Raw genomic sequence first — 12,440 nt, 5'->3', positions numbered from 1 at the left:
GCCTAGAGAGAGAAACGCATTTTTGCCACTTTTTCCCAACGTCCGCTTGCTCTGCAATTCCCCAATGACCCGGAACACCGTAGTCTTTCGGAGCCCTCAACTTGATCGACGGCTGTGCTCTTCCAGCTTGCCATTTCAGGGGGTGAACCTGTCGTGGGGTGGCCCGCCCGCGCGCGATCAAAGTCTCGCAGAGGCCTGCGGATAGGGTTCCTCAACGTCAGGAGAAATTGGCAAAAGGCAGATTTGGGGCTCCACGCCCTGCCAAGAGCCCTCTGCTCTTTCGACTCTCCAACGCTTTTTCGATGGCCAGTTCGGCATCTAATACGGCGTCAGCACGTGTGAGCGAGACGCCAGTCCGCATTCTGGTAGCATCGAGAAAAACAATCCATTTCCAGCAGCATCGACACCCAGCTCCTCGCAGAGCAGGCAAGGCCTATCCGACGCTCCTATTTGCTTCAGTTCTCGGGCCGAACGACCCTCAATTACGTCGGTGCGAGGGCGCGATCGATCGCGCGTTCGGCTTTTGCGATGGCCTCGAACTATGTCGCCGTCTGACCTCGAAGCTCACCCAAACGACCCCTTACAGTTTGATCTAAGCAATGAAGTTTTTGACTGCGGCCGGGATGAAGGTCATTCCCGCAGCATGGCGTCCTTCTGACTCCAATGAAGCGCTTCTCGGCAAAGGCGGGCCTGGAGATCCTTCGATACCGCGGGCAACCATATGGCGAAGACAGGTTCGTGAGGCCCTATACGATGGTAGACTTCATTAGGCGCAAGACCGCCCTCTCCGGCGGGGACCACTAACCTCGCGCGCAATTGGCAACCAAGGACTTTGAAGCTGTCGAAGCGCTTGCTTTGCGGGATGGGCGACGACCAACCTTTTGGCCTTCCTCCAGACTGATTCTCAACTGAACTCCCTTGCGAACCTCTTTCGAGATTAGAATGCGCATTGGTGCACCGGCCGCCTACATCCTTCTTTATGCGGCCTTGTACGCCGCCTTTGGCGTTGCGTCGCCGTTCTGGCCCAGATTTTTTGAAACGAGAGCCCTAAGCCCAAAGCAGATCGGCATTGTGCTCGCTGCCGCGATGCTGACGCGTCTTCTCGCCGGACCAATGGTTGGGATGGTTGCAGATAGAGCAGCTTCGTTGCGCTCTGCTCTGGCAATTTGTACTGCATTGGCCGCCGCATCGTCAGTCGCTTTATTGTGGGCGTACTCCTTTGCGTTGCTGCTCTTCATAACCGTGATCCAGGCCGCTTCTCTTGCTCCCACAACTTCCCTGGCTGATGCCTTATCGGTCAACGCAGCAAGACCGCAGTCAGCCGGGAAGGAATTTGAGTACGGCTGGATCCGGGGCTCGGCGTCGTTGGCCTTTATATTTGGCACACTCACGGTCGGGCAGCTCATCAGCCGAAATGATGTTACGCCTATCATCTGGATGAACTTGGCGTTCCTCGTCGTCGCAACTGCCTCAACTGCATTGTTACCGCCTGTCGTGCCCCGTTCTTCGCCACTCACCGGTGGGTCTTCAGTGATCGGCGAGCTCGGTGATCTCCTTCGGATCCCCCGCTTTCGGATGATGATCCTGGTTACATCCTTCATCTATGGCAGCCATGCGATGCACGACGCGTTCGCCGTCATTTGGTGGAGTGCTGCCGGGATGGATCCTTCAGCCATAAGCATCCTCTGGTCGGAAGCCGTAGCCGCGGAAGTTGTCGTGTTCTTTTTGATCGGCCCAGCTCTACTCAACAGGCTCGGTGCCCGGGGCGCGGCCGTCCTGGCCGCTGCGGCCGGCTTTGTGCGCTGGTCTGTCGCCGGCGGTACGACCTCCATTTTGGCGCTTTCAATCATCCAGCCGCTGCACGGCTTAACCTTTGCCCTGCTTCATCTTGCCTCGATGCGCATGATGCAGACGCTTGTACCAGCCGGTCTGGCAGGCACCGGCCAATCCATTTACGCGTTTGGCTCAGGTTGCTTGACGGCCGTGCTGACGCTGTTATCGGGAATACTCTACGCCAAGTTTGGAGGAAGAGCATTCCTTCCGATGGCGGCTCTATGTGCCGTGGCACTGCCGCTTGCGTGGCTCGGTTTCGCTGACGAGCGGGATCGTTCGGTCGACTTTTAATCTTCCTACGCGCAGCTGTTCTTGCTCGCGCTTGCCAAAATGGCGCCGCGCGCAGTTTGGGAATCACGGATCGTGGCGTTGGCCAGGTTCGCGTGGAGGTGCTTTAGCTTGCGTTTGCTAAAAACCGCAGCATCGACTGATAATGCGATAGATGCTCCGCATCATCGAGACCAGGCTGTTGCGAAGCAGCCGGCCTCGATAAGCGCTTCTCTTGTGAACCCGCCCGGTGAGTACGCAAGGCAAGCAGTCTCGGCTCCAGCCGTGTTGACTGTTCAAAACTGACTCATGTCGATCCGTCATATTCTTTACAAGCATAAAGGAGAAGGCCATTATCACGGCGCCCTAATTCGTTTAGAGTCGCGGCCCCTAAGGGCCACAATAGTCACAGACGGTGTCCGCAGGAACTTCTTGCATGCGCTCTGGGCTCTTCGCATTTTTTCTGGTCATGACTTTCTCCCAGGCTGCCATAGCGCAGGAAGACAAGAAGACGGACGACGATAAGCCCGCCGATCCGGACACGGGCGAAAGCACGATCGAAGAAAAAACGCTCGGTCTGCTGCCAAATCCATTTCAAAAATATGGAGTCAAGTTCGCGGCGACGTATATAGGCGAGACGTTAGGCAATGTTTCGGGCGGTTTGAAAAAGGGGGCGGTCTACGAAGGCCGGCTTAACCTCGCGATCGACCTCGATCTGCAAAAGTTGATCGGTGTGGACCAGTTTAGGTTTCACGCCAACATCTTCCAGATTCACGGTGGTGGGTTATCGCGTGGCAGCCTTCAGAACCTGTTCGTCGTCAGTGGTATAGAGGCGCTACCCTCGACCCGCCTGTACGAAGCCTATTTCGAGAAGCAGTGGGGCAACAAACGGGTCTCATTGAAAGTCGGCCAGCTTGCGGCTGACAGACGGACATTCTCATGATAGACGGGGCTTCCGTGCAGCGGCTTGAGGGAGAATGCATCAAGTCATTCCGCTCGCCTCGTCGCGTCAAAATCCAAGTCAGCGCAAACCAAACCCCAGCCACGATCTGAAGCCCTACGTTGAAAGCAAATGCAGTTTGGTAAGCTATCTCAGGATAGTGCCCATCTATGGGAGGCCAGAGCTGAACCACTAACCCCGTCATATATTGCACGACAAACGCGCTACCGATGTGGAAGACGTTCAGCGCTGCATTGGCTCTACCCGCGAGCTCCTTAGGGAAATACTCGGCCAGGATCGCGTAACTGAGGACAGTTCCGGCACCGACGGCCGCCACGACGATCCACGGGACATACGACGGGAGCGGCCATCGCAGAATCAATGCCAACTGAGCCGCGATGAACATCGTGGCGACAAGGCCCAACAGTGTCCGCGGTCCGGTCCCACGTCGGCGCGCCCGACCGACCGCAATGCCCCACAGAAGCCCGCCCAAACTCAATGCGATTGCCATGACGAGCAAATGCCAGAGTAGTCCCGAGCGGTCGAGACGCTCGACATCGCTGAGCCATGGCGCCGCCCACAGTCCCTGCAACGCCCATGCCGTCCCGATACAGGCGGCTGAAAGCGGAGCCAGGCGCCAGAAGCGTGGGTCGGCATAAACCATCCTTAGACTCTTTGGTCGGCCTGCCACCGATATAGGTGCTGGCACCTCTGGGACAGCAAGATAGATGACAAGAGCGCATCCGGCCGAGACAATCGAGAGCAGCACAAACAATGCTCGCCAGCCCATCGAGACCAGCAGAAATTCCGCAGGCAAAGTTGCGGTCAGCGCGCCCAAGGCCCCCAACATGATCATCAGGCCGTTGAGCAGTGGGATGCGCTCGCTGGGAAACCAGAGCACGAGGGCTTTCAAGCCGGCCGTCAATGACGCGGCGACACCAAGACCGATCAGCGCTCGACCGCCGAGGAGCAGCCAAAAATTATCCGAGACGGCAAATAGCGCCGCGCCCAGAGCTGCGGCAATCATCACGGCACTTTGGATCCGGCCCGGACCATATCGGTCCAGCAAGATGCCGATCGGAATCTGGGCAGCCGCAAAAGTCAGGTAGTAAACAGACGTCAGTAGACCAAGATCGCCAGCGCTGAGGCCAAATTCCGATGTCAAAGAGCCGGCGACCGTCGCATTGATAGTCCGGAATAGAAATGAGAGATAATAAGCGGCAGCGAACGGCAGGAACACCCGCAGAATCAGGTGCCAGTTGTCTGTCCAGCCGCCGACACGTCGGCGTCGAGTCGCATGGCTGGACAGTCGGGACCGTAGTGGCTGTTCGACCGATTCTTCGTGAGCAATTGTCTGCTTCGAAACAGGTCTAGTGCAGAGGCAGTCCCGCCTTCCCTGGAAAGTTGAACAGGCTGCCGCCCTCCCGGACGGCAGTGGAGTGCTCTACTTCGATGCCAACCGGGTTTGACGTGCGGAGATCTGGCTCGTGAACTGGCGAAGAGGTCTTTGCCACTCCCTTCCCAAAACCGTCAGCGAGAGTACCTCTCTTGTGGCCAAGCCGATCCACCGTCTCATGCACGAGCGAAGTCCCCGACTGAACGCGCCGCCAAACCTGTGCGGCAAATTCATCGAACCGCTCCGACCCTAGCGCACACGCGGCCCGCAGAGCGGCTGCCGGCAGCGGCGGCGTCACCGCAAGCTGGTATCGAGCCTGCAGCGCGACACTCTCGTTGACAACCCTAAGATCCCGATCGAGCTGTTCGAGCTGGCGGCTCATAAGCGAAAGGCGGCGATCTACCGGGAGATTATCGCTATCGTCGTCCGAACCGAAGAACTGAGCAAGGGCGGCCTCAACGAGCGCCGACTTGCTGGCGCCAGGACGCTTGGCGGCTGTCGCTAGCCGCGCGGCCATCTGCTCCGAGAGGTAGACGCCAATTCTGGGCTTCATCGTTGGACCTTTTGAAAGCGTGATTTCCTGCAGTGCGCGTCTGAAGCAGCGGCGCGCTGAACAAAAGGGGCTACTCACGGCTCCCGAGCAACCGCTCAATCGCAACCCTCGCGCGTTCGGATAGATCGGCGTAGAAAAAGGCCGATCGAGATTGCATCACACTTGGCGGCCGGCGCGAGGTGCGACATGGCGCGGAAGTGCCGGGCATCCCACCAATCAGATTCCCAGGCCGATTTTCCTTCCAAGGCTCCAGTTCACTCCCCCTCCACTCGCCGCGACGCCGGATACCTGTCGATCGAGATGCTGCTCAAGGGCCGGCCGCCAGGGCACGAGTTGGAATCCAAGTCCGTCGTCAATCATGGCAAACCGGCCTGACGCCAGCGTTACGCGCTGACGATAGACGCCCATGATGCGTTCGCCCTCCGACGAAGGATTGTGCGGCAACCCCGTTTCGGCCGAGAGTCTTGCGACCGTAGCATCGAGCTCCCGCTGCCTTAGCGTATTGAGGAGATCGCGGACATAGATGACCCTTGTCCCCCGCCGGCGCGCAAGGCCCTGGCCTGCGAGATAGTCAACCCGGCGGTCCATGGCTTCGCGCACCTCGGATCCGAAACCACTGCTCGCCACAATCGAATCTCGCGCAAGTAACTGCCGGTCAATCCAGGTCGCTCCCGGCGCGGTGACCTGAGCCTCAATACTGAGATCCGATCGGTTGGCGAGCGACAGCCGCTTGCGGCCCTGCGCATCATCGTAAGACCTCGCCTCCACGATCGCGCCGGGCGCGGCGTCGCCGGTCATTTCGATATCGGTGAACCTGATGTGATGCGTTCGTCCATCGATCCCCTCGACGACCGCATAAGCCGAGCCTTTCAGTTCGTCATGCAGTCCGCGCTCGACCAGGCGGCCGAGCACGGGATCTATCGGTACCTCGCCGTGCAAGGCAAAGCCGGAGACATCCGGTTCGCGGCCAAGAACGCTCATCGCTCGATGCATGGTCTTGATGACATCGCCACGAATCGAGAGGTCACGCAGCTTGTCCTCGATATCAGGCTTCAGCGTCCAGCAGCCGGGTGCAACTTGATCGGCAAGACCGAGACGTTCCAACCTGGCTGCCCGGCCGACCATCAGGCGGCGGAGGCCCAAGTCTTCGCCTGACGCATTTGGCCGAAGGTCCGCCACGCCGGCACCCTCGTCGGCGGCGACGCGCAGCGCCCGATCGAGGCTCGTCCAGCGCTCGGCCTCAACCTCCTTTTCCAGGGCAGACCGGATTTCCTGCTCGCTACGCGGGCCAAGCTCGAGGGTAACGCGCTCGGCGGCACGATCCCGAAACCCGCGGCTGATGTAATCCCGGCTGATGACCAGATCCTGGCCGTCCTCGGCACGTCCGCGGATCAGGACATGAATATGCGGATTGTCGGTGTTCCAGTGGTCGACCGCGATCCACTCCAGTTTGGTTCCGAGATCCCGCGCGACGTCGGTCATCAGCTCGCGGGTGAAGGTGCGGAGATCGCCGAGTTCGGCGGCATCCTCCGGAGAAATAATAAATCGAAAATGATGCCGGTCGTCCTCGCAGCGTTCGGCAAAGGCGCGCTCATCCGCCGCATCCGACCTCGCGTCGAACATCCGGGCGTCCGCACCGTCGCGCGTCACGCCCTCCCGCTTCAGATAGGCGATGTGTTTTGGCATCGTTGCCGAGCGAAAGCGCGTGCCGTGGTGACGGACCACGCGCGCCTTCATTACCACGCGTCGCGAGGTCGAGCGCAGTGACAACGTGAGCGTGGCACGCCGGCCTCGTCCAAAGTGCGACCGGTACGCTCCACCTTTACCGCGGCCGAAACCGTCGCCGACATGCCCGGCTCTCTTGGCCGCCCGCATGACCTGGCCGACAAAGCTCTTCGGACGCGAGGAGCTGCGTCCGCTGTCGCGAATGCGGCCCGGGCGAACACGAAGGTCATTGTCGCGCTGGCTCATGATGGCTTCACCGCAAACTTGCCTTGGCTGACGGCTCTCGCTGCGCTGATTTCCTTGACGATTTGAAATGGAGCGGCGGCTTGATCATTCTCGGTGCCTCTTAAAACTTCAACGCCACCAACCACATGCGCCCGGCCGAAGGCGGCGCTTTTCCCTTGCCGTCCGTGGCTCGTTTGATCGTGCTCCCTTCTCCTCACAGTCCACCGTGCGAAAAGTCCCGACAGCATGCGATTGAATACGACTCCACCAATTTGCCGACAGCCGACTCTTGGCGACTTGCTTGCGGCTTGGTCAAGTAGTCCACTTCGACGGCCGCGCGATGACGCGGCCCTGCTAGCTCTGGCCGGGAAGGAGGAATGCCGCTGTATCCGATTGGTTAGAGGCGCGGCTCTTTGAGAGTGTGAGCAACACACGGTTAATTCTCTCCATCCGTCCAGATCGGCAGCGCGCGGGCGATGATTGCAGAGGCCGGGATGGGTCCGAAGTAGCGGCCGTCCAGCGAATCCGACGACTGCCAATTCATGAGGAAGACGTCATCTCGCGCGACGACGCGGCAGCCCTGCCATATCGGTAGCGGACGGCCACGCCTGTCGCGATCGAGCGCCTCGCCAAGTCCAATTCCATCAACGGTAATGGTGAGGCCATTCCTGCAAACCGTTTGCCCGGGGAGTGCGAGGACGCGCTTCAGCATTGGCACGCCGCGCGGCAGATAGCTGCCCTCAGCAAGGAACGCAGCAAGCGGCTCCGGCGGCAGGACTGCAACCAGTTCTGTGACAAACAGCCTGTCGACGGGCTCCAGGCGATAGAGCCCAAGCGGGGCGCTCTCTGAGGCATTCCAGACGTACGGGGCAACAGGCTTCGCGCAGATCACCGAGGCCAGCAAGGCGACCGAACCGAACATCGTCAGGAGCGTCGTCATCCGGTGCTTCATGGCGCGATCTTCCGGCGTTGAAGCCAGATCTGATGCCGCGACCGCGTGTAGGACCTCGGCGCCTCACCGACGGACAGGCGGTTATGTGCGTGATGCCAATAGTCAGGCGCTGCGTCGGCAGCATTGATGCCGAGCGCCTCGACGGCGTCAATCAATTGCAGCACCCGCTCGACTTTCGGCCAACCGGAGAGCCGCAGCAAAATATCGCCGCCTGGACGTACATAGGGCACGGTCGCGCAGCGCTGGCCCGGCGTAACGGCACGCAAAATATCGATCTTTGAAACGACGGTTCCGTAGTCGCTGGACGTCCAGCGCACGAAGGCAAAGATGCTGCCCGGTGCAAATGAGACGACACGGCGTCGTCGGTCCAGTATCTGTTCGGCTGCCACCCGGCCGAACCGAATCCAGTTCTCGATCCGCCTCTCAAGCCACAGCAGTTCAACATGCGTGAGGTCGCTCATGCAGCCCCCTCCGTCATCGTGGAGGATTTCGATCGTGAACAACTCGCCATGCCCGATGGCAATGCATATTCCGCGTCCAAAGGATGCGATCTTGGATAGTCGCGCAGGCCGGACGCAAATGATGACGAATTTGCTCTGCCGAATCGAAACACAGACAGGGTGCGCCTTGCGCGCAGCTCCGCCGACTGCAGCAATTCCCTTGGAGCGCTAAACCACTGCGAAGCACGATCGGCGCCTAACTCAGCAGAGGTCCAATTCCGGAGTCGCGAACCGTCTTTGCTGCAGCGATGGCCGGTCCGCGCCCTTTGGTGTGAGTTCACGAACGCTCGCTTACCAACAGGCCGGAAAACGCGCGACCCCGTTAGAAAGAATCCGAAGGATTCCAGGTTAGTAAAGTTACGGCCGCCGCAAGTCGTTGAACGCCAAGACGTTTCATCCGATTTTGGTCCCCGATAACACGAGAATCGGGTCCCCGTTGGCACGTCACTTGTCGTCCCCAATAGCACGAACTGATTCACAGGTTTTCCCCCGGGCGAGCATTCAGACCGCGCTTGCGCAGACGCGCCGCAATGGGATCGGCGGCAATCGGCGCAAAGGCCAGACGCTCGTCGCCGCGCAAGCCGCGCTCAATGACGAGTTGGTAGCCCGGCAACGTCTGACGGCGGACAATCTCGCGCAGGCCGTAAGCAAAATGTTTGAGCGGCGAGAGGCTGCCGGATTTGGCATGGAGATGAACAAAGTCGAAGCTCCAGCCACCCTTCTGGCTGCCGCCGTGCTTGCGAACAATGCGATAAAGCCAGCGTTCGAGGCCGCCCGTCAGGTCGAAATACGCCCGGTCGATGGTGAGCACGAGCGCGTCATCCAGCACACCGGCATAGAACCAGTCCGGCAGGATCAGCTCCAATCCGCGGGGCCGGCCGTGCGCGTCGGCTGTCTCTTTCCATTCATTGATCCAGGAGAATCGGTGCCGCCGCCGATCGGTCGATTGACGGATCGACGTCATGACAGTGGTCGATTGCAGCCGGTCGAGTGCGGCCTTGAGACGGTCGTAGTCCCGAACGCTGGTGCCGCGGCCAACGAAGGTCAGAATCTCATATGGCGTTGCCGCCATCAGGCGGGAGGTCTTCAATCCGCCGTCGCGGGCCTGAACAATCTGCGACGCCGCCCAGATCAAGACGTCAGCGTCCCAGATGGTAGCCATGCCATGCTCGGGCACGGCTTCGACGCGAATGGCAACCTTGCCGGCGCGGAAGTTGATAGGAACGACTCGCCTGGATTTAGCGAGGGAGAAGAAGGGATAGGTCATCAAATCCTGCGCATCGCGTGGCGCGAGATCGCCGGGCAGTGCGCGGAAGAGACTTAGCTGTTCCCGTTCAGAGATGTGTCTGCGTCGCATCGAGATAATCCCCTAGCGACGTTCAGCGACGCGGCCGGCCGGCATACGGTAAGGGCGCATGCCGCTTAGCCGGCAGCACGGTGCCTGCGCCGGGATCAGAGGTCGAAGTCTTGGCGCCGCGATCGGCCCAGGCTTTCAGGTCCTCCAGCGCATAGACGACGCGTCCGCCGAGCTTCCGATAGGCGGGACCCGTGCCGTAGGTTCGGTGCTTTTCCAGGGTCCGGCCGGACAGACCGAGAAATCGAGCAGCTTCCGGCGTCCGCAGATATCGCTGCAGCAAGCCGGCGTTCGGATCGGGCATTTGTGTAGCTCCGTGATCGTCTGGAGCGCGATCCGTTGTGGCCGCGCGTCGACGGTCACGATGGCGCAGTAGAAATGCCTAGGGGGATGCCGAAGATGCCGGTGCGATTTTCGGCACCCCTGCCCTAATCTTTGCGAGATGGTGGACGTAGCAAGGCGCGATAGCCGCCACGCATCAAGGCTATGCCAGCCTGCACCAGGCGGATGGTGCGGCTGCGCAATTCGTGGGTCTTCCAGGCGCTTTCCGGGATGCGTTTTCGGCCAAACAGCACCTCGGCGATCACGCGATAGGAGGCGCCATCTATGTGACCGTCGAGCGCTCGCAGCGCCAAGGCCAACCGTTCGCGCCGCTGTGCCGAAAGCTGGTGGAAGGCAGGTCCTGGCGGACGACCGTTGATGGCGCGCCACAGCCGATTTGAAGCATGCGCGCGGATCTCAAAATCCGCATCGAGCGGCAGTTTGGCTGCATAAGAGACGTCCAGCTGCGGCGCCTCTTTCAGCCAGAGGTGATGTTGCGCTCCCTGAATGCGCAACACGGCGTGCCAGCCGTCCGGTGCCCGTCGAATGCTGCCCGATGCAAGGTCCGCGCGCGGTAGGGTCGCGCCGGTGGCTCGCGAGGCGGACGCGCTGCGCACGACCCGGACCACCGTGGGCAAGGCCTCGGGCGCCCAGAAGATCGTCTGTTCATGAAAGGACCCCTGCGGGTCATGAGCGAAAGCAGACGCCCCATCTCCTTCGGAATTCGGAAGTCACCTGCCCGCCTTTCGGTCGAGCGTTCCGGTAAGCCATTCGATAACTCGTGCTACGCCGGAGTGACTCCCAAGCAAAATCTGCCATCTCCCCTGATTTAATGGCGTTTTGATATGTCTCCGGTGAGCGCCAGTCGATGTCAGACACTGCTCTGATCCCCTGCCGTACAACGATCACGGGCGATCTCTATGAATGCTGGAGTTGTTGGGGAAGTCGGCAATTGTGCATTGCGTGATGCCTACAGGCGATCACGCCGTCGGCGGCAGAATTCTGTTCGAATTAACAATCGCGAATGATAGTTTTCTTCGCTATTTCGTCGTACCGCCGCGAAGTAAGTGGCGGTAGCCGTGGTCTGCCATCCATCTTGCTCGTGCCAAGTGACTGTCAAATGCGTTGCGGGCGCGCGCCGGCTCGCGATCGGGAGCGATGTGCAGCACGATTCGAGTCACTTCTTTCCAATCGGCACCAGCGGCTTCGGCATCAAGAAGCCGCCAATAGGTCACCAAATGCTGTTCGTCATAGGTCGTCAGGACCGCCTCATTCGGCGCCACGTCCGCAACATCTGGATCTAACGCTGGCTGTTTCATGTAAGCCTACGCGCGAACTTCGTCGACTGCATTCCACACGAACTTACCGCAATAGTACGGCTATAGCCAGTGGTTTGATGGCCTACTAAATGGCTGCTTTGGCGCATGAAAGCTCGTGCGCTTGTGGCCTGGAATGTGCGCCGGATCCGCGTGGATCTCGGCATTCCGCAAGAGCAATTGGCGTACGATGCCGGGATTGATCGCTCATATATGAGTGGTCTTGAGCGGCAATCGGAGAACCCGACAATTGATCTTCTCGATCGAATCGCCGGTACGCTGGATGTTCATTTATCTGAGTTGTTCGTTCAGCCGCCCAAAGGAGCAACGACGCCCAAGCCTTTGCCCAAGGGTCGCAAGCCGGCGCGCCCACGTCGCAAGAAGAAATAGCACTGCTCACACGAGGGGTCGGTCAGGTCGGTAACATTTTTGCCTGATGAAAGAATTCTGTAGAAATCGCGCAAGGCCCGGGCAAAACGGAATGATGAGCTCAGGTCAGTGCGGATCTAATTGGCGCCGTTGGCGAGCCATCTTGCTCGGTCGAAGAAAAGCCCCGCCCGAGCAGCTCGGGCGGGGCTCGGCGAAGGCGAGTCTCACTCGCCGTTCTTCCGCGGCCGCGACCAGAGCAGAGTGTAGCCGTCCCCGCTCTCGTCATCGAACAAGTTCGCGTAGATCGGTGCGTTGAACGAGGGATCGTCGAGCTTGAGCGATAGGTAGTCGCGGCCTTCTTCGGAGCGCTTGGACCAGGCGGCCCCCATCTCCGCGCGGCCGACGTAGATGCGGTGGCTCGGAGCGTTGTCGCTCGACCGATTGGTCTCGGCGACGATACGAACGCCCTTGGCCTGCAAGCTCAGAGTGACGATCTCGCCCTGGAAATCGTTGCCGACCTTCTTGAAGGAACCGATGTTAGCCATGTCTCTTCTCCTGTTGTGTTTCGAGCCCGCGACCACCGCGGCCTCGATGGCGATCTAGAGGCCGAGGACGATCGGTGACGCACCCGCTCTCGGGCCGGAGCGCAGCGGAGGACGCTGTTGCGGCGACTTTCTTGCCTCGCGAGG

Annotated in this window: 13 protein-coding genes and 1 pseudogene; 3 read left to right on the top strand and 11 right to left on the bottom strand. The window is 60.1% G+C overall.

What is annotated here, in order from left to right; all coding sequences use genetic code 11:
* The first annotated feature begins 942 nt into the window (after nucleotides 1–942).
* Nucleotides 943–2,124 carry an MFS transporter gene (locus ACVWVY_RS18015; RefSeq protein WP_456627632.1) on the top strand — a complete coding sequence of 394 codons (1,182 nt, stop codon included), beginning with the start codon at nucleotides 943–945 and terminating at the stop codon, nucleotides 2,122–2,124.
* A 412-nt stretch (nucleotides 2,125–2,536) separates the two neighbouring features.
* Nucleotides 2,537–2,968 (top strand): annotated as a pseudogene (locus tag ACVWVY_RS18010) (carbohydrate porin); the annotation flags it as partial.
* Here the strand turns inward: ACVWVY_RS18010 and ACVWVY_RS18005 are convergent.
* The 10 genes from ACVWVY_RS18005 to ACVWVY_RS17960 form a co-directional block, all read right to left on the bottom strand.
* Nucleotides 2,919–4,280, bottom strand: coding sequence for an MFS transporter (locus tag ACVWVY_RS18005; RefSeq protein ID WP_456627631.1), 1,362 nt, complete (start codon nucleotides 4,278–4,280; stop codon nucleotides 2,919–2,921). The pseudogene ACVWVY_RS18010 and the gene ACVWVY_RS18005 overlap by 50 nt on opposite strands.
* A gap of 130 nt (nucleotides 4,281–4,410) precedes the next feature.
* Complete coding sequence (locus ACVWVY_RS18000; protein WP_456627630.1) at nucleotides 4,411–4,989, bottom strand: ribbon-helix-helix domain-containing protein; 579 nt, start codon at nucleotides 4,987–4,989, stop codon at nucleotides 4,411–4,413.
* Between the two features lie 216 nt (nucleotides 4,990–5,205).
* Nucleotides 5,206–6,960: a relaxase/mobilization nuclease domain-containing protein gene (locus ACVWVY_RS17995; protein ID WP_456627629.1), complete on the bottom strand. Its 1,755-nt coding sequence runs from the start codon at nucleotides 6,958–6,960 to the stop codon at nucleotides 5,206–5,208.
* A 415-nt stretch (nucleotides 6,961–7,375) separates the two neighbouring features.
* Nucleotides 7,376–7,891, bottom strand: a complete 516-nt coding sequence (locus tag ACVWVY_RS17990) for a S26 family signal peptidase (RefSeq protein ID WP_456627628.1) — start codon at nucleotides 7,889–7,891, stop codon at nucleotides 7,376–7,378.
* On the bottom strand, nucleotides 7,888–8,352 hold the full coding sequence (locus tag ACVWVY_RS17985; protein WP_456627627.1) for a DUF2840 domain-containing protein: 465 nt from the start codon (nucleotides 8,350–8,352) through the stop codon (nucleotides 7,888–7,890). The genes ACVWVY_RS17990 and ACVWVY_RS17985 overlap by 4 nt, the downstream gene beginning before the upstream one ends.
* Before the next feature lie 514 nt (nucleotides 8,353–8,866).
* On the bottom strand, nucleotides 8,867–9,748 hold the full coding sequence (locus ACVWVY_RS17980) for a replication initiator protein A (RefSeq protein WP_456627626.1): 882 nt from the start codon (nucleotides 9,746–9,748) through the stop codon (nucleotides 8,867–8,869).
* A gap of 22 nt (nucleotides 9,749–9,770) precedes the next feature.
* On the bottom strand, nucleotides 9,771–10,049 hold the full coding sequence (locus ACVWVY_RS17975; RefSeq protein WP_456627625.1) for a helix-turn-helix transcriptional regulator: 279 nt from the start codon (nucleotides 10,047–10,049) through the stop codon (nucleotides 9,771–9,773).
* A gap of 124 nt (nucleotides 10,050–10,173) precedes the next feature.
* Entirely contained in the window at nucleotides 10,174–10,704 is a 531-nt protein-coding gene (locus ACVWVY_RS17970) for a DUF2285 domain-containing protein (RefSeq protein WP_456627624.1), read from the bottom strand.
* Between the two features lie 49 nt (nucleotides 10,705–10,753).
* Complete coding sequence (locus ACVWVY_RS17965; RefSeq protein WP_456632238.1) at nucleotides 10,754–10,885, bottom strand: transcriptional regulator domain-containing protein; 132 nt, start codon at nucleotides 10,883–10,885, stop codon at nucleotides 10,754–10,756.
* Between the two features lie 221 nt (nucleotides 10,886–11,106).
* A complete protein-coding gene (locus tag ACVWVY_RS17960) occupies nucleotides 11,107–11,385 on the bottom strand; it encodes a DNA -binding domain-containing protein (RefSeq protein WP_456627623.1) in 279 nt (92 codons plus the stop codon).
* A 105-nt stretch (nucleotides 11,386–11,490) separates the two neighbouring features.
* Between ACVWVY_RS17960 and ACVWVY_RS17955 the strand changes: the two genes are divergently transcribed.
* On the top strand, nucleotides 11,491–11,772 hold the full coding sequence (locus tag ACVWVY_RS17955) for a helix-turn-helix domain-containing protein (RefSeq protein ID WP_456627622.1): 282 nt from the start codon (nucleotides 11,491–11,493) through the stop codon (nucleotides 11,770–11,772).
* Between the two features lie 203 nt (nucleotides 11,773–11,975).
* On the opposite strand, the gene ACVWVY_RS17950 is transcribed toward ACVWVY_RS17955, so the two are convergent.
* Nucleotides 11,976–12,296 carry a DUF736 domain-containing protein gene (locus tag ACVWVY_RS17950; protein WP_456627621.1) on the bottom strand — a complete coding sequence of 107 codons (321 nt, stop codon included), beginning with the start codon at nucleotides 12,294–12,296 and terminating at the stop codon, nucleotides 11,976–11,978.
* Nucleotides 12,297–12,440 lie beyond the last annotated feature (144 nt).

It is taken from the genome of Bradyrhizobium sp. URHC0002 (assembly GCF_054059515.1).
The sequence above is the reverse complement of the archived record's forward strand: the minus strand, read 5'-3'. Positions and strand labels throughout refer to the sequence as shown.